Annotated in this window: 18 protein-coding genes; 7 read left to right on the top strand and 11 right to left on the bottom strand. The window is 67.4% G+C overall.

Translation table 11 applies throughout. From position 1 onward, the window contains the following. Window positions 1–13: 13 nt before the first annotated feature. Together AC3RCE_RS01460 and AC3RCE_RS01455 are read left to right on the top strand one after the other, a co-directional pair. Window positions 14–1726, top strand: a complete 1713-nt coding sequence (locus AC3RCE_RS01460; RefSeq protein ID WP_492254362.1) for a tannase/feruloyl esterase family alpha/beta hydrolase — start codon at window positions 14–16, stop codon at window positions 1724–1726. Between the two features lie 232 nt (window positions 1727–1958). Beyond that, on the top strand, window positions 1959–2390 hold the full coding sequence (locus tag AC3RCE_RS01455; protein WP_492254361.1) for a GNAT family N-acetyltransferase: 432 nt from the start codon (window positions 1959–1961) through the stop codon (window positions 2388–2390). A gap of 114 nt (window positions 2391–2504) precedes the next feature. Here AC3RCE_RS01455 and AC3RCE_RS01450 read toward each other — a convergent pair whose 3' ends face one another. From AC3RCE_RS01450 to pobA, 4 genes are all read right to left on the bottom strand, one after another. Further along, window positions 2505–2906, bottom strand: coding sequence for a DUF4279 domain-containing protein (locus AC3RCE_RS01450; protein ID WP_492254360.1), 402 nt, complete (start codon window positions 2904–2906; stop codon window positions 2505–2507). 449 nt (window positions 2907–3355) lie between these two features. Next, on the bottom strand, window positions 3356–3661 hold the full coding sequence (locus AC3RCE_RS01445; protein WP_492254359.1) for a hypothetical protein: 306 nt from the start codon (window positions 3659–3661) through the stop codon (window positions 3356–3358). A 246-nt stretch (window positions 3662–3907) separates the two neighbouring features. Then, on the bottom strand, window positions 3908–4072 hold the full coding sequence (locus AC3RCE_RS01440) for a hypothetical protein (protein WP_492254358.1): 165 nt from the start codon (window positions 4070–4072) through the stop codon (window positions 3908–3910). Between the two features lie 415 nt (window positions 4073–4487). Beyond that, on the bottom strand, window positions 4488–5660 hold the full coding sequence (gene pobA / locus AC3RCE_RS01435) for a 4-hydroxybenzoate 3-monooxygenase (RefSeq protein WP_218296599.1): 1173 nt from the start codon (window positions 5658–5660) through the stop codon (window positions 4488–4490). 103 nt (window positions 5661–5763) lie between these two features. Here pobA and AC3RCE_RS01430 point away from each other — a divergent pair, with 103 nt between their 5' ends. The 3 genes from AC3RCE_RS01430 (at window position 5764) to AC3RCE_RS01420 (ending at window position 7553) form a co-directional block, all read left to right on the top strand. Beyond that, the gene (locus AC3RCE_RS01430; RefSeq protein ID WP_492254357.1) at window positions 5764–6645 is read left to right on the top strand and encodes a helix-turn-helix domain-containing protein; all 882 of its coding nucleotides are present in this window, start codon (window positions 5764–5766) and stop codon (window positions 6643–6645) included. An 86-nt stretch (window positions 6646–6731) separates the two neighbouring features. Further along, window positions 6732–7109 carry a VOC family protein gene (locus tag AC3RCE_RS01425; RefSeq protein WP_218296597.1) on the top strand — a complete coding sequence of 126 codons (378 nt, stop codon included), beginning with the start codon at window positions 6732–6734 and terminating at the stop codon, window positions 7107–7109. A 15-nt stretch (window positions 7110–7124) separates the two neighbouring features. After that, window positions 7125–7553: a VOC family protein gene (locus tag AC3RCE_RS01420; protein ID WP_218296596.1), complete on the top strand. Its 429-nt coding sequence runs from the start codon at window positions 7125–7127 to the stop codon at window positions 7551–7553. Window positions 7554–7583: 30 nt separating this feature from the next. Here the strand turns inward: AC3RCE_RS01420 and AC3RCE_RS01415 are convergent, their stop codons facing one another. Next, window positions 7584–8036 carry an Lrp/AsnC family transcriptional regulator gene (locus AC3RCE_RS01415; protein WP_218296595.1) on the bottom strand — a complete coding sequence of 151 codons (453 nt, stop codon included), beginning with the start codon at window positions 8034–8036 and terminating at the stop codon, window positions 7584–7586. A 102-nt stretch (window positions 8037–8138) separates the two neighbouring features. On the opposite strand from AC3RCE_RS01415, the gene AC3RCE_RS01410 reads away from it, so the two are divergent. Together AC3RCE_RS01410 and AC3RCE_RS01405 are read left to right on the top strand one after the other, a co-directional pair. Beyond that, complete coding sequence (locus tag AC3RCE_RS01410) at window positions 8139–8759, top strand: LysE family translocator (RefSeq protein WP_218296594.1); 621 nt, start codon at window positions 8139–8141, stop codon at window positions 8757–8759. A 102-nt stretch (window positions 8760–8861) separates the two neighbouring features. Next, window positions 8862–9398, top strand: a complete 537-nt coding sequence (locus AC3RCE_RS01405) for an EVE domain-containing protein (protein WP_492254356.1) — start codon at window positions 8862–8864, stop codon at window positions 9396–9398. A 520-nt stretch (window positions 9399–9918) separates the two neighbouring features. Here the strand turns inward: AC3RCE_RS01405 and AC3RCE_RS01400 are convergent. The 6 genes from AC3RCE_RS01400 to AC3RCE_RS01375 form a co-directional block, all read right to left on the bottom strand. Beyond that, complete coding sequence (locus AC3RCE_RS01400; RefSeq protein WP_492254355.1) at window positions 9919–13656, bottom strand: molybdopterin cofactor-binding domain-containing protein; 3738 nt, start codon at window positions 13654–13656, stop codon at window positions 9919–9921. Beyond that, window positions 13653–14156 (bottom strand): (2Fe-2S)-binding protein, encoded by a 504-nt coding sequence (locus AC3RCE_RS01395; RefSeq protein ID WP_218339175.1) that lies wholly within the window; start codon window positions 14154–14156, stop codon window positions 13653–13655. Before AC3RCE_RS01395 ends, AC3RCE_RS01400 begins: the two co-directional genes overlap by 4 nt. Before the next feature lie 22 nt (window positions 14157–14178). Further along, the gene (locus AC3RCE_RS01390; RefSeq protein ID WP_218339176.1) at window positions 14179–15351 is read right to left on the bottom strand and encodes an ABC transporter substrate-binding protein; all 1173 of its coding nucleotides are present in this window, start codon (window positions 15349–15351) and stop codon (window positions 14179–14181) included. A 142-nt stretch (window positions 15352–15493) separates the two neighbouring features. Next, window positions 15494–16237: an ABC transporter ATP-binding protein gene (locus AC3RCE_RS01385; protein WP_492255350.1), complete on the bottom strand. Its 744-nt coding sequence runs from the start codon at window positions 16235–16237 to the stop codon at window positions 15494–15496. 2 nt (window positions 16238–16239) lie between these two features. Continuing rightward, on the bottom strand, window positions 16240–17025 hold the full coding sequence (locus tag AC3RCE_RS01380) for an ABC transporter ATP-binding protein (RefSeq protein ID WP_218296587.1): 786 nt from the start codon (window positions 17023–17025) through the stop codon (window positions 16240–16242). After that, window positions 17022–18932, bottom strand: coding sequence for an ABC transporter permease (locus tag AC3RCE_RS01375; protein WP_218296586.1), 1911 nt, complete (start codon window positions 18930–18932; stop codon window positions 17022–17024). Before AC3RCE_RS01375 ends, AC3RCE_RS01380 begins: the two co-directional genes overlap by 4 nt. Window positions 18933–18976 lie beyond the last annotated feature (44 nt).

The following is an 18976-nucleotide window of genomic DNA, read 5'->3' as shown; positions in this document are numbered from 1 at the left end:
AAGAAGGATCAGAATGCGCGCCCATCCCATCGCTTTGTCGGCCGTGACCACGGCCCTGCTCATGGGCTGCGGCGGCTCGTCCGATGCCGCCCTGCCCCAGCTCTCCGCCGCCACACCGGCCCCCCTGCAGTCGTGCGCCACGCTCGCCACCAGCCTGGCCCTGCCCGACACGCGCATCACCTCCGCCGAGCAGGTGCCCGAGGGCCCCCTGGCCCTGCAGGGCGTGACCACCCAGGCGCCCGCGCACTGCCTCGTCAAGGGCAAGATGAAGGAGCGCACCGGCCCCGTGGATGGCGCCAGCTACGCCATCGGTTTCGAGATGCGCCTGCCCGTGGCGTGGAACGGCCGCTTTCTGCACCAGGCCAACGGCGGACTGGACGGCAGCGTGGTCACCGCGCTGGGCTCGGTGAGCGGCGCCGCGCCGGTGGCCCCCGGCCTGGTGCAGGGCTTTGCGGTGCTCAGCTCCGACGCGGGCCATGGCGCGCCCACCCCCTTCTTCGGCGTGGACCCACAGGCCCGGCTGGACTACGGCTACCAGGCCGTGGGCACCCTCACCCCCATGGCCAAGAACCTCATCAAGAGCGCCTACGGCAAGGCGCCCGACCGCTCGTACCTGGCCGGCTGCTCCAACGGCGGCCGCCACGCCATGGTGGGCGCATCGCGCTATGCCGACCAGTACGACGGCATCCTGGCGGGCAACCCCGGCTTTCACCTGCCCAAGGCCGCCACCACCCAGCTGTGGAAGGCCCAGCAATACGCCAAGGTATCCACCAAGGACGCCACCACCGGCCTGCCCGACCTGAACACGGCCGTGAGCCCCGCCGAGTTCAAGCTCATCGGCAGCAAGATCGTCGCCAAGTGCGACGCGCTGGACGGCGTGGCCGACGGCCAGGTCAACGACGTGGCCGCCTGCCAGGCCGCCTTCAACCTGCAGACCGACGTGCCCACCTGCACCGGTGCGCGCGACGGTTCGTGCATCACCAGCGAACAAAAGAGCGTGCTGGCCAGCATCTTTGCGGGCCCCAAGAACAGCAAGGGCGAAGCGCTGTACACGGGCACCTGGTTCGACCCCGGCATCGCGGGCGCCAACTTCGCGTCCTGGCACTTCGGCTCGCCCGCCACGCGCGACGCAGGGGCCGTGGCCTTCATCTTCACCTCGCCCCCGTCCACGGTGGCCGCGTTCACCGCCATCCCCGGCATGCAGTACGCGCTGAACTTCAGCATGGAGACGGACTACCCCAAGATGTTCGCCACCAACACCACGTACACCGAGTCCCCCTGGTCCTACATGACCCCGCCCAACGAAGCCGACCTGAGCACCCTGAAGAACCGGGGCGCCAAGATGATCGTTTTCCACGGCGTGGCCGACGGCGTGTTCTCGCCCATGGACACCGCCAACTGGATGGACCGCCTGCAGGCCAACCACAGCGGCAAGGCCGATGCGTTTGCCCGCCTGTTCCTGGTGCCCGGCATGAACCACTGCTCCGGCGGCCCCGCCACCGACCAGTTCGACATGCTGGCCCCGCTGGTGGCTTGGGTAGAACAAGGCAAGGCACCCGACAGCGTGACGGCCAAGGCGCGCGGCGCAGGCGCCAATGTGGTGAATGCCGAGCTGCCTGCCAGCTGGTCCGCCAACCGCACCCGGCCGCTGTGCGTGTACCCCAAGGTGGCGCGCTACAACGGCACGGGGGATGTGGAGAGTGCGGGCAGTTTCAGCTGCAGGTGATGGGGGATTGAAAGTGCGATGCCCGGCTTGTGCCGGGCTTTTTCATCGGGCGAAGGGGTGACTAGAAGCGCTGCTGCGTGCAGCCCCGGAAGTTCCAGACTTTTGGGCCCGGGCTACACACTAGTGAGAAGCGATTTGCGCAGATTCATTGGCAGCTTTGCAGCGGTTGCTGCCGTTCGCATCTCGGTCACGAATGGGTACTATCGGCCACAAGCGGACATTGGAGTCACAAATGCCACTCGAATGGAAACACTCCACCGATGGAGTCGATTGGGAAGAACTTTCTGCCCTCTACCACGCCGCCCCACTGGGCGAGAAGTCGCCGCTTCATCTGCAGAAAGTCTTCTCCAACAGCATGTTCAAGTGTTTCGTCTACGAGGATGCGAAGCTCGTGGGGGTGGGGCGCGCACTCGCTGATGGTGGAGATTGCTCGTACATATGCGACGTTGCGGTATTGCCCAGCCATCAAGGCACGGGCCTCGGCAAACAGGTTGTCAGTGACCTGGTGGAAATGTCATCCGGCCACAAGAAAATCATCTTGTATGCGGTCCCTGGCAAAGAGCCTTTCTACAGGAAATTCGGCTTCATGCGAATGAAGACGGCTATGGCCATCTTTAAGAATCAGCAGCAGCAGGTGGAGGGGGGCTACCTTAGTGAAACCTAATCCTGCAATCAAGATGGATGTACACCGGCAAGCCTGTTCACGGACGTCTGCTTCCGGGGAGGAGAAAGGTCTGCAATGGGCCCTAAGCAGACATCCTAAATAACGATCGGGATGCTATCTAGCGCCTTGCTCGTAGAGCCAGATGCTAAGCGAGATGTGTAGCGCCCCAAGCTCCGCCAGCATTTTTGGATCGATGCACAAAGACAACGATCGGCTTTCGGCTTTGCAGTCGAGATAAGGCCCGTAGCCGCCTTCCCGCAAGGCCAAAAAAGCATCGGCCTTGGTTCTCAGCAGCTCCAGCCATTGTCCAATCTGAATCTCAACAGAGTTAGTGGGATCGGCCTTGGGGAGAGTCATTGCCCAAAACCCTACTTCTGAGATTCGGCCATCAAAACTATCACCGACGCCGTAACTGCTAGATGGCTTCAAATCTAAGAGACTGGTTACGACCCCGGGCTGTACTTTCGGGTTGCAAAAGATTAGTCGAGTGCTGTTTTCGTCGCGTTGGTTGTGCATGTCGATGTCCGCTTCTGGCCGCAATCAGTCTCAGCAGTTGCATGTCGAGAGACCAAAATAAGCAATCTACGCGAGGATTCCACAAGCCGTCAGACCTCTCTGTGACAGCTGGAAAAGTAAGTGCTTTGCGCAGCCCTCTGGATCGTTCGTGCATTCGCAAGGTCCCAGGGGCAATGGGATTGATATCGGGTCTTTAAAAATCTGTGCAGACCGCTCGTGACCTAGCGGCGCTCTGATCTCCAAATGCCCCTCCTGGAACTGCAATGGGATGTGGATGCAGTCATGAAAAAGCAAACTCTGCACCCCAGCTGCCGCTAATGCGGCGTGGAGTTCATCAAGACCATCGGGGCTTTGCATGTGTCGATTCTCTGTGAAGACAGTACACCGACCGTCCGCTTCTGGCCGAATTCTGCCAGGGCGTCCAAGCACCTTAAGTGTTGGGCAACCCATCAGGGCATACTTTTTTTGTGGAGCGATAGAAGGGCAGCCACGGGCCAAGCTGTTGCCGCACAAACCCAACCAAGCGGTGACCACATCATGTGAAGCCCCAGAAATTCGACGTCGTGCAACCCGAGGTAACGACCAAGCCAATTCGGGCCGAGCAGCAAAAGAGCAACCGTCAAGACCACCGAGAGCAGCACAAAGGCAATCTGAGGACGAATTCCACGCTTGAGCCTCCACATCAAAGTACCGCCAACCAGTAAAGGCGGCAGCATGACCCAAAGGAAAAGGACTGCGAACTCCGATTTGGTCATGATCTTAAATGTCTGCTTCTGGCCGATAGTACTCATTCACGAAAGTGGAGCGTACGTCCGCAACCGGCCTGAAGCGGTCGCCCGTCTGTTACCGTACTTTCGCACTGGCTCAATTCGCAACCTCGATTGCCAGCCGGTTGACCGTGCCGAAGTCACGCCAAGCAACGACATTGGCAGGGCTGGATCCAGGGTGGAGTAGGCGCACGGAGTTGGGTTGACGCAGCTATGACCATCGACAGCAATTAGCTATTGCTCCGACGCGCCCGGCCTGCGTTCAGTCGGAATTGGCGATTTGCTGGCTTCGTTCCTCGCCTTCTTCCCTTGGTCGTAATGCCACTTGATGGCGAAGAACATGCCGGTGCCGAACACGGCCACCTTGAACACAATGAAGACTATCGGGACCCAATCCATCTTTGAGATTTTCCTGGCTATTGATTGGCAGTCACTACCGTGAAGTGCACTGACTTAAAACGCTGCGTCAGCAGCTTCATCGTGTTCAAGCCATCGTCGAATCTCACATCGACAGCACTGGGCAAATGATCTGAAAACTTGGTGCGATGCTATCGAGCCTGCTGTGCGGGCGTAAGCATCAGTTCTGCCTAAATTTTGCGTAGCAGATGAAGATCGCCGTGCAGGGCAACTGCCTGGAAAGCGGCTTTGTCATTGGGGCTGTGTGTGGCCGCGATGCGCGGGCCGTGGTGCGCGCGGAGAGTGAGCCGACGGATCGCCGGTTGCAATCAACGCCGATGCGGGCACACACAAAAAGGCCTGCATGAGGGAACCCCATGCAAGCCTTTGATTGGGTGACAGTGCGAATGCCGGATGCTCAGAACGGCAACCCCACATAGTTCTCCGCCAGCGACCCCAGCGCCTTCTCGGACGAGAACAGATACGCCAGGTCCGTGTCCTGCAGCTTCTGGTCGTAGGCCAGCGACTCGGGGAAGGTGTGCAGCATGGTCGTCATCCACCACGAGAAGCGCTGGGCCTTCCACACGCGGGCCAGGGCCTTTTCGGAGTATTTGTCGAGGCCGGTGCTGTCGCCGTTTTGGTAGTGGGCGACCATGGCGTGGTACAGGTAGTAGATGTCGGATGCCGCGCTGTTCAGGCCCCGTGCGCCGGTGGGGGGCACGATGTGGGCGGCGTCGCCCGCCAGGAACAGGTTGCCGTAGCGCATGGGCTCGGCCACAAAGGAGCGCAGGGGGGCGATGGACTTTTCGATGGAGGGGCCGGTGATGAGCTTGGCGGCCACCTCGGCGGGCAGGCGGCGCTTCAGCTCGGCCCAGAAGGCTTCGTCGGACCAGTCTTCCACGTTGTCGGTTAGCGGCACCTGGATGTAGTAGCGGCTCAGCACTTGCGAGCGCAGCGAGCACAGCGCAAAGCCGCGTTCGTGCTTGGCGTAGATCAGCTCGGGCGAGACGGGCTTGGTGCGCGAGAGCACGCCCAGCCAGCCGAAGGGGTAGACCTTTTCATACTCCTTGAGCACGTCGCGCGGGATGGACTTGCGGCTCACGCCGTGGAAGCCGTCGGCGCCGATGACGAAGTCGCAGTCGATGCGCACCACCTCGTCGCCTTGGCGGTAAGTCACATACGGGTTGGCGCTTTTGAGGTCGTGGGGCTGCACGTCTTCAGCGTTGTGGATGACGACGCCCTTCATGCGGTCGCGCGCTTCATACAGGTCGCGCGTCAGCTCGGTCTGGCCGTACACCACCACCGAGCTACCACCGCTGTACTTGTGCAAATCGACCCGTTCCATCTTGCCGTCGTGGGCGATGATGAAGCCGTCGTGGATCTCGCCCTCCTTGTCCATGCGCTCGCCGCACTGGGCCTCGCGCATGAGTGCGGCGAAGCCGTGCTCCAGCACGCCGGCGCGGATGCGGCCCAGCACGTATTCGCGGCTTTGGCGCTCCAGCACGATGGTGGCTATGCCCTTGAGGTGCAAGAGCTGGGAGAGCATGAGGCCCGAGGGGCCTCCGCCGATGATGCAGACCTGGGTTTTCATGGTGTCTCCTGTAGTGGTTGGTGCGTTCATGACATGGGTCAAACGGACCACCCAAAGATACGTGGCACAGTCGCCGCGTTGAATGGACGGATGGAGCCAGAACATGCACTTTTCGAACATCGGAACCATCCACTCGTACAGCCTGTTCGGCGAGTCGCAACACCTGCCCGATGTATTGCACTGCGAGACAATTGCCGAGCGCTCGGTGCTGCACGACTGGGAGCTGGCGCCGCACCGGCACACGCGGCTGCACCAGGTGCTGCTGATCACCTCGGGCGGGGGCGTGGCGCACCTGGATGGCGAGCGGATTGCGCTGTTTGCGGGTGCGCTCATCAACGTGCCGCAGGGGCACGTGCATGCGTTTCGCTTCACGCAGCACACGCAGGGCTGGGTGGCCACGCTGGCCGATGAACTGATGGACGAGATTTTTGTGCGCGTGGGCGATGTGCGGCGCGACCTGGCGCGGCCCGCCGTGGCGCCTGCGCCGCCTGAACTGCACCAGGCCATGGGCCAGATCTGGCAGGAGTTCTCGGGCCGCGCCAAGGCGCGTGCGCTGGTGCTGCGGGGCCTGAGCGCCACGCTGCTGGGCTGGGTGGCCCGCGCCATGGAAGAGCACAGCCCGGGCGACACCGCGGCGCCAGAGTCCAGCCTGGTGCAGCGGCTGGAGGCGCTGATCGAGGCGCATTTTCTGGAGCACTGGCAGGTGACGGACTATGCGCGCGCGCTGGCCGTATCGCCCACGCACCTGAGCCGGGTGGCCCGCGCCACCACCGGGGTGTCGGCCCAGCGCCTCATTGAGGCGCGCCTGATGCGCGAGGCGCGGCGCAACCTGGCCTACACCCATCTGGGCGTGGCCACCATCGCCTACACGTTGGGCTATGCGGACCCGGCGTACTTCACGCGTGCCTTCACGCGCGATGCGGGCCTGTCACCCCGCGCGTTTCGTGCGCAGGTGGCTGCGTCGGCGCCCACCCCGGCGATGTGATGCCGCGTGACAGGCTGCTGACACGCCGCTGTCAGCAGCCCCCGATCACCATCAGGGCTTCTTTCTTTCACACACAAGGAGCCCCCATGAAAAACGCCGTCGCCTGGTTCGAGATCCCCACCACCCAGCTGGACCGCGCCCAGGCCTTTTATGAAGCCGTGCTGGGCCAGCCCATGCGCCGCGAGAACATGGGCCCGAGCGAAGGCGCCGTGTTTGCCTACGACCCCGCGGCCGATGGCGCGGGGGGCGCGCTGATGATGGGCCCCACGGCACCGCAGGTTTCTGGCGGTGGCACACTGGTGTACCTCGATGCATCACCCTCGCTCGACGCCGCGCTGGAGCGCGCGGTGGCCCAGGGCGGCCGCGTGGCCCTGCCGCGCCAGGCACTGCCGCCGGGCATGGGGTTCTTCGCGCACATCCATGACCTGGATGGCAACCGCGTGGGTCTTCACGCACTGTCTTGAAGAAAGGACAACCGCATGGAAACACAGGAACTGCACAGGGGCCGCCTCATCGACCACATCCAGCTGGTCGTGCGCGACCTGCCGGCCAGCCAGGCCTTCTACACCGCCGTGTTCAAGGCGCTCCAGGTGCCGATGGGCGGCACGGGCGAAGGGTACTTCTGGGCGGATGAGCTGTTTGTCTCCACCGCCGACAGCGCCGCCGCCCAGGGCCATCTCACGGGCCGGCACCACCTGGCCTTCCAGGCCCGGGACCGCGCCATGGTGGAGGCATTCCACCAGGCCGCCCTTGCCCATGGCGGCACGGACAATGGCGCCCCGGGCGAGCGGCCGTACCACCCCGGCTACTACGCCGCCTTTGTGCTGGACCCGGACGGCAACAACATCGAGGCGGTGTTCCACGGCGAGGCGCAGCGCAGCGCGCCGTCGGTCAAGGTGACGTTCTGATGGCCTGACGCCCCGGGCCCCGCCACTGGATCAACAACCCACCTCGGGGCGGGCCAGGCCGCGCAGCGGTATCGGCGTGGAGAACACGATGGAAGTGCGTGTTTCTCCATAGCCATTGATGTCGCCCAGGAAACGCTCCAGATCCGGCAGGTCGCGCGCCACCACCTGCAGCACATACGAATCGTTGCCGCTGACATGGTGGCATTCCAGCACCCGCGCGGATTGGCGCAGCTTGTCGATCAGCGCCTTCTTGCCGGGCTGCGGCACGTTGATGCCCACCACCGCCCGCACGCCGTAGCCGACCTGGGCGGGGTCGATGTCGGCATGCACGCCACGCACCACCCCGGCCTCCTGCAGGCGCCGCAGGCGCTCCAGCGTGGCGGGCACCGACAGCCCGACCGTGTGCGCCAGGTCCTTGAGGGATGCACGCCCGTCGGCCTGCAGCGCGGTGATGAGCCGCCAGGCCTTGTCATCGACTTCCATGGAGCGCCTTTTTGAGTAAATGCAGAAAAATAGGAAACCAGAATTGAAAAATACCAAATTTTCAGCATTCTCCTTCGCAAGGCACCCCCCTAGCATCGGTGCATGGACTTCGCACCACTCACCCTCTTTCTTCAAGCCGCCCTCATTGGCGTCCTCATCGCGGCCCCCGTCGGGCCCATCGGCCTGCTGACGATGCAGCGCACCCTGGAGCGGGGCCTGGCGGCCGGGCTGGCCACCGGCCTGGGCGCCGCTGCCGCGGACGCGGTGTACGGCGCCATCGGCGCCTTCAGCGTGCGCTGGCTGATCGACCTGCTGGCTAGCGCCAAGACACCGCTCGCGCTGGGCGGCGGCGCGCTGCTGCTGGTGCTGGCCTGGCGCACTTGGCATGCGCCGGTGGCTCACACCGCCGCCCCGGCGCGCGATGCGCGCGGCCTGCTGGGCCTGGCGGCGGGCACCTTTGCGCTCACGCTGGCCAACCCGGCCACCATCGTGTCGTTCATCGCGGTGTTTGGGTCGCTGGGCGGCGGCCGGCAGGCCATGCCGTCACCGCTGTGGATGGTGGCGGGCGTGCTGGCGGGCTCCGCGGCGTGGTGGCTACTGCTGACCGGTGCCATCGCGTACCAGCGGAGGCGCTTCACGCCGGCCTGGCGCCAGCGCATCAACCAGGCATCGGCGCTGCTGCTGGGCGGGTTCGCGCTGTGGCAGTGGGTGCAGCTGGTCTGACGGCTCGTGTAGCCAAGCAGGAGATGCTGCAAGGGTACTGACACTGCGGTGTCAGCAGCACGCCCGCACCATCGGTGGCTTCTTTGACCAGGAGCTTTTCTCATGACCGACGCCGTGCTGCAACACACCCTTTGGCCGGATGCCGAGCCTGTGCGAATGCCCGTATCGGCGGGAACCTCTGACGCCCCCGCGCGCCGCAACTGGATCGCCGTGGCCAGTGCCCAGCACGCCCGTCGGGGCTGCGCCGAGCCGGGCGCCGGCTACATGCAGGTGTGCCATGGCAAGGCCGCGCCGCTCAGGCGCATCCAGCCGGGAGACCGCGTGGCCTACTACGCGCCCACGGTCACCATGGGGGGCAAGGACCGGCTGCAGGCGTTTGTCTCCATCGGCCTCGTGCTGCCGGGCGCGCCCTATGCGTTTGACATGGGCGGCGGGTTCGTGCCGTTCCGCAAGGATGTGGCCTATGTGCCCGCGCGGGAGGCGCCGATCGCGCCGCTGCTCGATGACTTCGAGTTTGTGGACGACCGCACGCATTGGGGCGGCAAGTTCCGCTTCGGGCTGTTCGCCGTCAGCGACCACGACATGCGCCTGATCGCGCGGGCGATGGGGGCGGATGCCACGTTGCTGCACCTGGCATAGGGCGCACGCACGCCACCCGCCGCCCGGAGTCATGAAGCCCGCAAGGCGGCTCCCACGGGGCTGCGCCTGCCGGCGCGCCCCACCGGTCAGCACACGGCCATCAACGCGTCCACGGTTCTTCGCTGGGCAGCGGTCAGGGCGGCATAGCCTTCGCGCATCATGCGCAGCACGATCCCATGGATTTCCAGTTCGACAGCGGTCATGGTGTTCTCCTTGGAGAAAAGTCCTCCGGCCGCCGCGCGGGCTGGCCGGCCCCTCTGGGTGCACGCGGCTGGCCGGCAGGCACCCGGGCCTGCCCACCCAGGGGCCGGGCCCCATGCCACTGTGCCCCCGCGGCGCGCGGGCAAGGCAGGGATGTGAGGGGGAATGGCCGCGCTGTTCACCCTCCGGTGGCGGCGCCACCTACTGCACCCACGGCCCGCAGCGGGTGGCCAGCGCAGCCCGCCCGGCCTCATTCACTCATATTTTCATAGCTGCCAGCGCTTATCAATAAAGCGCCAGAGGCCAAAAACACCCTGAATCAGGGATGGGCGGGCGCCGCACGCACACGCGCCAGCGCCTCGGGCATGCCGGTCCACGCGGGCCGGCCCGGGGCATAGCGCTGGCGCATGTAGAGCGCCAGCTCGGCGATCTGCGCATCGCTGAGCGCGTGGCCGAACGCGGGCATGAAGCCGATGTCGCGCGCGGCAGGCTCGCGGATGCCGTGCACGATGACCTGCAGCAGGTTGTCGGGCCGGTCGCTGTGCAGGTTGCTGTTGAGGGCCAGCGGAATGTTCACGCCCAGCAGCTTCGGCCCGTCGCCGTCGTGGTGGCAGGCGGCGCAGGCGCCGTTGAACAGGCGCTGCGCGGAGCCGGGCTGGGGCGCGAGCGCGGCGGCCTGGGCCACGGCCGCCGTGGCGCGGGCCCGCGCTGCGTCGGCGGCAGGCTCCGTGGCGGCCGTGAACGAGGCGAGGTAGGTGGCCATGGCGCGGATGTCGCCGTCGGGCAGGTGCGCCAGCTCGCGCACCACGGGCGCCATGGGGCCGGAGGCGCTGCCGTGCTGCGCGCTGTGGCCGTGGCGCAGGTAGCCGTAGAGCGACTCGGCGCTCCAGGGCACGGGTGCCTTGGACAAGCCGGTGAGCGCGGGGGCCTCCCACCCGTCGATGAGCGCGCCCGACAGGAAGGCCGCCCCGCCCTGCTCCGCGCCCAGCGCATTGCGCGGCGTGTGGCAGGCGCCGCAGTGGCCCACGCCCTGTACCAGGTAGGCGCCCCGGTTCCACTCGGGCGGGCGCGCGGGGTCGGGCTTCCAGGGCGTGGCGTCGTGGAACAGCGCGTTCCATCCAGCCATGAGCGGGCGCACGCTGAAAGGGAATGCAAGTCGGGTGGCGGGCACCTCGGCGCGCACGGCGGGCTGCGCCATGAGGTAGGCGTAGACCGCCGTGAGGTCGTCGTCGCTCATCTTCGCGAACGAGGTGTACGGGAACGCCGGGTACAGGTGGCGGCCGTCGCGCGAGATGCCCTCGCGCATGGCGCGCTGGAAGGCGCTGAACGACCACCGGCCGATGCCGGTCTCGGCGTCGGGCGTGAGGTTGGTGGTGTAGACGGTGCCGAACGGCGTTTCCATGCCGCGCCCGCCCGTGTTGGGCGTGCCGCCGGGCGCGGTGTGGCAGACCACGCAGTCGCCCGCGGCGGCCAGCAGGCGGCCGCGCTCGATGGTGGCGGCGTTGTACACCGCCGCACCGCCCGCCGTCTGCACCACGGGCGCGATGGACGGGCGCCAGCCCAGCAGCGCGGCGCCCATGGCCAGCCCACCCGCGGCCAGGGCCAGTGCACGCGCCCAGGGGCTGCGCTGGCGCGGCCACGTGGCGGTGGCGGGCACGGTAGGCGCTGGCAGCTCCAGGGTGGGCAGCACGTCGGCAGGCTGCGTGGTGGCGGTGCCTGCCGTGCCCGCATCTCCCGCGCCGGCGTTGCCCGGCAGCGGATTGAGCCCGGCGCGCACCACCTCGGGCGTGAAGGGCGGCGCGCGAAAGCGCACACCCGTGGCGTCGAAGATCGCGTTGGCGATGGCCGCCGTGCCGGGCACGGAGGACGACTCGCCCGCACCCAGCGGCGCCTCGTCCTGCCGGGGCATGTGCATGACCTCGATGACCGGCACCTCGCGGAAGCTCAGGATCGGGTAGCTGCCCCATTCGCGCGTGTCCACCGCCTGCGTGACGGGGTCGAAGCGCACCTGCTCCTTGAGCGCGCGGCTGGTGGTCTGCACCACGTTGCCGTGCACCTGGTGCTCCACGCCGGCCGGGTTGACCATGAGGCCCGCATCGTGCCCCACGACCACGCGGCGCACGTGGACCTCGCCGGTCTTCCGGTTCACGTCCACGTCGGCCACCCAGGCCGCCCAGGCGGCGCCAAAGCCCGGCCATTTGCTGTGGATGTAGCGCGCGTAGGCAAAACCCTGGCCCTGCACCCAGTCGCCGTCCAGCCCGCGCTGCAAGGGGCCGGTGCGGCGCACCCAGCCCGCCTTTTCCGCCGTGGCCTGCACGAGCTCGGCCGCGCGCGGATCGTTCAGCAGCTGCAGGCGGAATTCGACCGGGTCCACGCCCGCCGCCGTGGCCAGCTCGTCCACATAGGACTCGTGCGCGAACGAGTTGGGCAGCGCCGAGACGCCGCGCAGCCACGAGGCCCGCACGATGGGTGCCATGTCGTTCACGGCCACGCGCAGGTTCTCGTAGCCGTAGGGCGGGCGCGCGGTGCGGTCGCCCATCTCGTAGGCCTGGGCCACGGGCTCGATGGTGCGCGTGAGCAGCAGGGCCAGCGTGGGCGCCCCGTTGGAGGGGTAGGAGGTCTCGAAGTCGTAGGCCGCCACCGAGCCATCGGCGTTGAGCCCGCCACGCACCTGCATGAGCTGGGCCGTGCCCTTGGGCTCCCACAGTTGCTCCTGCTCGCGCGTGAGCTGCACGCGCACGGGCGCCCCCACGGCGCGCGAGAGCAGCGCAGCATCGGCCGCCACGTCGTCGGCCCCGTTGCGGCCATAGCAGCCGGCGGCTTCCATGCGCACCAGGTCGATGTCCACGTCGGCCAGGCCCATCAAGCGGGCCAGGTCGGCGCGCAGCACATGGGGGTTCTGCGTGCCGGCCCAGACGGCCATGCGCGGGCGGCCGGTGGTTTCGTCCTGGCGCCACTCGGCCACCGCGCACGACGGGCCGATGGAGCCGTGCAGCTGGTAGGGCCACACATAGGTGCGCGGCATGGGCTGGTCGGCAGCGGCCAGCGCGGCATCGACATCGCCCTCGTCCACCAGGCGGCGCTGGGTGGCGGGGTTGGCGCGAATGGCCTGCTCCACCGCTTCAGCGCTGTCCTGGCGCGGGAAACCGGGCCAGTGCTTCCACTGCACCTTCAGCTCGCGCAGGGCTTGCTCGGCCTGCTCCTCGCGCTCGGCGACGATGCCCACGAAGTCGCGGATCACCACCACCGCGCGGATGCCCGGGATGTGGGCGATGGACGACTGGTCCACCAATTCCAGCGTGTTGCCGATGAAGTCGCCATGGTCGGCGCCCGCATACGGCGGGCGCACCACGCGCCCATGCAGCATGCCGGGCACGCGCATGTCGTGCACGAAGACCAGCTCGCCGCTGACCTTGGCGGGGATGTCCACGCGCGGCACCGGCTGCCCGACCACGGTGTAGTCGGCCGCGGGCTTGGTGGGCGTGGCCTCGGCGAGCTCCAGGGTGGTGTGCGCGCCAGCGAGCAGTTCGCCATAGGCCACCTGGCGCGCCGGTTCGGCGGCCGCCTGCACCACCCCGGCCTGCACCCGCAGGGTGTCGGCCGCCACGCCCAGGCGCGCGGCGGCGCGCGCCACCAGCCAGTGGCGCGCCTGCGCCGCAGCGATGCGCAGCGGCCTGGCGTGGATCTGGATCGACGCGCTGGCGATGGTCGCACCCTGGTTGGGCGCGCGCGCAGTGTCGCCCAGCACCATGTGCACCCGGGCCAGCGGCACATCGAGTTCCTCGGCCACGATCTGCGCCAGCGCTGTGCGGATGCCCGTGCCCAGGTCGACGTGACCGTTGAGCGCGGTCACGCTGCCGTCGTCCCACACGGCAATCAGGATTTCGACCCCCTCGGCCGGATTGCCCGCCACCAGCGCGGGCTGGCCTTTGACGGGCGGCGGCGCGGGCGGCGGGTTGCGCACCACCAGCAGCACACCCTGCGCGGCATGGAAGTCAGCGCGGGTCAGGGGTGCGTGGGCGCGCAATGGCCAGGCGCCGGCGGGCGTGGTGCTCATGCCCTGGCCTCCCGCATCAGCACGGCCGCGCGCAACACGGCGCGGATGATCTCCACATGGGTGCCGCAGCGGCACAGGTTGCTGGCCAGTTCGCGGCGGATGGCGGCCTCGTCGGGGTCGGCGTTGCGCTCCAGCAGGGCCACGGCCATCATCACCATGCCGCTCAGGCAATAGCCGCATTGCGCGGCCTGCTCGTCGATGAAGGCCTGCTGCACCGGGTGCAACCCCGTGGCCTGGCCGCAGCGCGCCGGCAGCCCCTCCAGCGTGGTCACGTCGCGCCCCGCCGCGCCCCGCGCGGGGATCACACAGGCCCGCGCGGCCACGCCGTCCACCAGCACCGTGCACGCGCCGCACTGCCCCAGGCCACAGCCGTACTTGGGGCCGTTGAGCTGCAGGTCGTTGCGCAGCACGTGCAGCAGCGTGGCGCCGTCCGCACCGGTGGCGGGCAGTGCGCAAGGCTGGCCGTTGACGGTGGCCGTGGCGCTGGGGGTGGCGTGCATGGTGCGAACGGACTCCTGGCCTTCAGCGCTTCAAGGTGCCCGAGCGGGTGTACATCTCCAGGTCCACGAAGTTGGAGCCATTGTGGTTGCCCGGGCCGTATTGCAGCGGGAAGTCGCCGAGCTTGGTCGTCCCCATGTCCTCCATGGCCTTGATGAAGCCATCGCGCGTGAGGTTGCGGCCCGCGCGCTTGAGGCCTTCGACGAACACGCGCGCGGCGATGTAGCCTTCCAGCATGGTGTAGCTGTCGATCTTCTCGCCGGCGTCGGCGCGGTCCTTGCGGTAGTCCGCCACGATGGGCATGCGGCTGGACTGGGGCGACGGCACGATGCTGGCGGTCACCAGCCCTTCGATGCCGCCGTTCAGGCGCTGCGCAGATCCCGGCGCGTCGGTGATGCCGACGGAGATGGTGTACAGCGGCGCCGCGCTGCCGCTGGCACGGTAGTCGCGCAGGAACACTTCCACCATCTTGCCGGCCATGATCATCACCACGGCACCGGGCTGGGCCTTGGTGAGCGTGGCAACCTGGGGCTTGGCGTCGGTGGCGGCGATCTCCATGGGCACGGATTCCACCACCTTCACCTTCAGGCCCTGCGCGATCTGCAGGCAGGTCTCGAGGTTGGACTTGCCGAACGCGCTGTTCTGGTAGATGACGGCAATGTTGTTGATGCCCAGGGTGGCCAGGTGGCCCACGATCTTGCGCAGCTCGGTCTCGTAGCTGGCGCGCACGTGGAACAGGTGGCGGTTGTGGTTGGTGCGGAACGAGGTCGTGCCCACCAGCGGCGCGAACATGGGCACGCCCGCCTTCTCGGCGATGGGCATGGCCGCGATCAGGTTGCCCGTGGCCACGTAGCCGATCAGCGCGAACACCTTGTCCTCCTCGATGAGGCGCGTGGTGTTCTCGGCGGTCTTCTTGGGCTCGTAGGCGTCGTCGTGCGAGACGAGTTCCAGCGCACGCCCGTGCACCCCGCCGGTCTTGTTGGCCTTGTCGAACGCCAGCACGATGCCGGCCTTGTAGTCCACCCCGAAATCCTTGGCCGGCCCCGTGAAAACGGCCGACTGCCCCACCTTGATGCGGGTGTCCGTCACCCCGGTCTCGGCCGCTGCCGGGCCAGCGGCTCCCAGAGCGGCGGCGGCCAGGGCCGTCAGCACCACCCGGCGGTCGATGCTCCCATCCTCCATCCCACGAAACTTCATGAAACGCTCCTTACATCAAAGGCGCAAGTTTCCCTGCAAGCGAAGCGGCTGTGCAACCATTTCCGCGAGGTGTTGTGAATCCGTCATAGCCGCCACCCCGGGCCCTGGCCGCGCCATGGGCGGGCGGGCAGCGGCCATGGCGCTATACGCTGAGGTAGGCGCGGCGAACCTCTTCGTTCGCCGCCAGCTCCGCCATCGTGGCCTGGTAGCGGATCTGCCCCTTCTCCAGCACATAGGCGCGGTCGGACACCAGTTCGGCAAAGTGCATGTTCTGCTCGGACAGCAGGATGCTCACGCCCTGTTCCTTGAGCTCCAGGATCATGTGCGCCATCTGCTCCACGATCACAGGCGCCACGCCTTCGGAGGGTTCGTCCAGCAGCACCAGGTAGGGGTTGCCCATGAGCGTGCGGGCCACGGTCAGCATCTGCTGTTCGCCGCCGCTCATGCGCCCACCCGGGCGCTGGGGCATTTCGCCCAGGTTGGGGAACAGCTTGAAGAGACGCTCGGGTGTCCACACCGGGGCTGTCGTGCCATCGGGCCAGCTGCGGGCGGGCTGGCGCCCCACCTCCAGGTTTTCCATCACCGTGAGGTCGGTGAACACGCGGCGGTCCTCGGGCACGAAGCCCAGGCCCAGGCGCGCCGCATCGTGCGGGTCGCTTTTGGAGATGTCCTGGCCCATGAACCGGATCTGGCCCTTGCGCTTGGCGAGCATGCCCATCAGCGTCTTGAGCGTGGTGGACTTGCCCGCGCCGTTGCGGCCCATCAGGGCCACGACCTCGCCCCGGCGGACGTCCAGATCCACGTCGTACAGGATCTGCGCGGCGCCGTACCAGGCCTGCAGCCCCTGGGCCTGCAGCAGCACTTCTTTGGGTTCGTTGGTCGTCATGCTCATGCGGCCTCCGCAGCAGCGGCTGCCGTTTTCTTCTCGAAGGTCTTGCCGGTGCCGAAGTACACCTCCTGCACCTTGGGGTGGTCGCGCAGCTCCAGGGGCTTGCCCTCGGCGATGAGCCGCCCGCGCGCCAGCACGATCATGCGGTCGGCGTACGCGAACACCACGTCCATGCTGTGCTCGGTGAACAGCACGGCCATGCCGCGGTCGATCACGAGCTGCTTGGTGAGCGCCATGAGTTCGTTGCGCTCCTTGGGCGCCATGCCGGCCGTGGGCTCGTCCATGAGCAGCAGCTTGGGCGCGTTGGCCATGGCGATGGCCAGCTCCACGCGCTTCACATCGCCATAGGCCAGCACGCTGCAGGGGCGGTCGGCCTGGGACTTCATGCCCACCTGGTCCAGCAGCGCCAGGGCTTCTTCTCGCTTGTGGTCGGCCGCCTTGCGCCACATCGCGAAAAGGCGGCTGTCGTGGGAGATCAGCGCCATCTGCACGTTCTCCACCACGGTGAGGGAGGCGAAGGTTTCTGCGATCTGGAAGGTGCGGCCCACGCCCATGCGCCAGATGTCGCGCGGCTTGCGGCCCACGAGCTCCTGGCCGTGGAGCTGGATCGAGCCCGCGTCCGCCGCCAGCTGGCCGTTGACCATATTGAAGGTGGTGGACTTGCCGGCGCCGTTGGGGCCGATGAGTGCCAGCAGTTCGCCGGCGGCCAGCTCGAAATGGATGCCATCGACGGCCTTGACGCCGCCAAAGGACTTGCCCAGGCCCGTGACTTTGAGCAAGCTCATGCCTTGCCCTCCTGCTTGTTGATATCGGCTTCGCGCCGGTTGTCGAAGAGCTGCTTGATGGCCCCCGCAATGCCCTGGGGGAACAGCAGCACCAGGATCAGGATGATGGCGCCCAGCATGGCGCGCCAGTAATCGGTGTTGCGCGCCACGGTGTCGTGCAGCCAGGTGAACGTGACGGCGCCCACCACGGGGCCCGCGAGTGTCTGGATGCCGCCCAGCAGCACCATCACCAGGCCATCGACCGATCGGCCCACGTGCAGCGTCTCGGGCGAGATGCTGCCCTTGGAAAACGCGAACAGCGCGCCGCCCAGGCCCGCGAACAGCCCGGCGATCACGAAGGCCGTCCACTGCATGCGCTTGACGTCGATGCCGATGGCATCGGCGCGCAGCACCGAATCACGGCCTGCGCGCAGCGCATAGCCGAACGGCGAGAACAGGATGCGGCGCAGCAGCAGCACGCCCCCCACGACCAGTGCCAGCGTGAGGTAGTAGTAGTTGCGCTTGTCCGACAGCCAGGCCGCCGGCCACACGCCGGTGAGGCCGTTGCTGCCGCCGGTGAAGCCATCCCACTGGTAGCAGATGGCCCAGGTGATCTGCGCGAAGGCCAGCGTGAGCATGGCCAGGTACACGCCCGACAGCCGCACGCAGAACCAGCCGTAGATGAGCGCGCCCGCCGCGGCCGCGAGCGGTGCCAGCACCAGGGCCAGCTCCATGGGAATGCCCGCAGAGCGCACCAGCAGCGCCGCCGCGTAGGCACCCAGGCCAAAGTAGGCCGCATGGCCGAACGAGTGCATGCCTGCCGGGCCCATGATGAAGTGCAGGCTGGCCGCGAACAGCGCGGCGATCAAGAGGTCGATGAACAGCACGGTGAGGTACGGCGAGCCGGCCGTGAGCAGCGGCAGCAGCACCAGCACGGCCACCAGGGCCACGCCGCCGAGCTTGAACCAGCGGTCGGGCGCGCGCAGCGGTGTCTCCGGCAGGCCCGTGTTGCGGCTCACGCCCTGCGGACGGCCCATCAGTCCCCAGGGGCGCACCACCAGCACCACCGCCATCACGAGGAACTCCACCACCAGGGTGAGCTTGGAAAAGGAGACGCTGTAGCCGAGGATCTCCACCACGCCCAGCCAGATGCACACGGCCTTGATCTCCGCGATCAGCAGGGCCGCCACATAGGCGCCCGGGATGGACCCCATGCCGCCCACCACCACCACCACGAACGCGGCGCCGATGGTGTTCAGGTCCATCTCCAGCGTGGCGGGTTCGCGCGGCAGCTGCAGCGCGCCACCCAGGCCCGCCAGCAGAGCGCCGAGCGCGAACACCGCCGTGAACAGCCAGGCCTGGTTCACGCCCAGCGCGCTGACCATCTCGCGGTCCTGCGTGGCGGCGCGCACCAGCGTGCCCCAGCGGGTGCGGGTGAGCAGCAGCCACAAAAGGCCCAGCACCACCGGCCCCACCACGATCAGGAACAGGTCGTACGAGGGGAATTGCCGCCCCAGGATGTCCACCGAGCCCGACAGGCCCGGCGCGCGCGGGCCGAGCAGCTCCTCGGGGCCCCAGATCCAGAGCGCGGCATCCTTGATCACCAGCACGAGCGCGAAGGTGGCCAGCAGCTGGAACAGTTCGGGCGCCTTGTAGATGCGGCGCAGCAGCACCACCTCGACCAGTGCGCCGAGCGCGCCGACCACCACGGCCGACAGCAGCAGCGCGGGCCAGAAACCCAGGCCCGTGCCCAGCTTGGCCACCAGCGAGTAGGCGACGTAGATGCCCACCATGAAGAACGAGCCATGCGCGAAATTCACGATGCGCGTGACACCGAAGATCAGCGAGAGCCCGGCGCCCACCAGGAACAGCGAGGAAGCCCCCGCCAATCCGTTGAGCAGCTGAACGATAAAACTCGAAAAACCCATCTCAGGTCTCCACGGCGCTACCTACGCGCCGCCCACAGCCTATG

The organism is Acidovorax sp. GW823-FHT05D11 (assembly GCF_058795695.1).
The sequence above is the reverse complement of the archived record's forward strand: the minus strand, read 5'-3'. Positions and strand labels throughout refer to the sequence as shown.

What these genes read in the sequence shown, in the direction of transcription:
- AC3RCE_RS01460 (WP_492254362.1), top strand. Translation starts at nt 14, where the DNA reads ATGCGCGCCCATCCCATCGCTTTGTCGGCCGTGACCACGGCCCTGCTC.
- AC3RCE_RS01455 (WP_492254361.1), top strand. Translation starts at nt 1,959, where the DNA reads ATGCCACTCGAATGGAAACACTCCACCGATGGAGTCGATTGGGAAGAA.
- AC3RCE_RS01450 (WP_492254360.1), bottom strand. Translation starts at nt 2,906, where the DNA reads ATGCACAACCAACGCGACGAAAACAGCACTCGACTAATCTTTTGCAAC.
- AC3RCE_RS01445 (WP_492254359.1), bottom strand. Translation starts at nt 3,661, where the DNA reads ATGACCAAATCGGAGTTCGCAGTCCTTTTCCTTTGGGTCATGCTGCCG.
- AC3RCE_RS01440 (WP_492254358.1), bottom strand. Translation starts at nt 4,072, where the DNA reads ATGGATTGGGTCCCGATAGTCTTCATTGTGTTCAAGGTGGCCGTGTTC.
- pobA (WP_218296599.1), bottom strand. Translation starts at nt 5,660, where the DNA reads ATGAAAACCCAGGTCTGCATCATCGGCGGAGGCCCCTCGGGCCTCATG.
- AC3RCE_RS01430 (WP_492254357.1), top strand. Translation starts at nt 5,764, where the DNA reads ATGCACTTTTCGAACATCGGAACCATCCACTCGTACAGCCTGTTCGGC.
- AC3RCE_RS01425 (WP_218296597.1), top strand. Translation starts at nt 6,732, where the DNA reads ATGAAAAACGCCGTCGCCTGGTTCGAGATCCCCACCACCCAGCTGGAC.
- AC3RCE_RS01420 (WP_218296596.1), top strand. Translation starts at nt 7,125, where the DNA reads ATGGAAACACAGGAACTGCACAGGGGCCGCCTCATCGACCACATCCAG.
- AC3RCE_RS01415 (WP_218296595.1), bottom strand. Translation starts at nt 8,036, where the DNA reads ATGGAAGTCGATGACAAGGCCTGGCGGCTCATCACCGCGCTGCAGGCC.
- AC3RCE_RS01410 (WP_218296594.1), top strand. Translation starts at nt 8,139, where the DNA reads ATGGACTTCGCACCACTCACCCTCTTTCTTCAAGCCGCCCTCATTGGC.
- AC3RCE_RS01405 (WP_492254356.1), top strand. Translation starts at nt 8,862, where the DNA reads ATGACCGACGCCGTGCTGCAACACACCCTTTGGCCGGATGCCGAGCCT.
- AC3RCE_RS01400 (WP_492254355.1), bottom strand. Translation starts at nt 13,656, where the DNA reads ATGAGCACCACGCCCGCCGGCGCCTGGCCATTGCGCGCCCACGCACCC.
- AC3RCE_RS01395 (WP_218339175.1), bottom strand. Translation starts at nt 14,156, where the DNA reads ATGCACGCCACCCCCAGCGCCACGGCCACCGTCAACGGCCAGCCTTGC.
- AC3RCE_RS01390 (WP_218339176.1), bottom strand. Translation starts at nt 15,351, where the DNA reads ATGAAGTTTCGTGGGATGGAGGATGGGAGCATCGACCGCCGGGTGGTG.
- AC3RCE_RS01385 (WP_492255350.1), bottom strand. Translation starts at nt 16,237, where the DNA reads ATGACGACCAACGAACCCAAAGAAGTGCTGCTGCAGGCCCAGGGGCTG.
- AC3RCE_RS01380 (WP_218296587.1), bottom strand. Translation starts at nt 17,025, where the DNA reads ATGAGCTTGCTCAAAGTCACGGGCCTGGGCAAGTCCTTTGGCGGCGTC.
- AC3RCE_RS01375 (WP_218296586.1), bottom strand. Translation starts at nt 18,932, where the DNA reads ATGGGTTTTTCGAGTTTTATCGTTCAGCTGCTCAACGGATTGGCGGGG.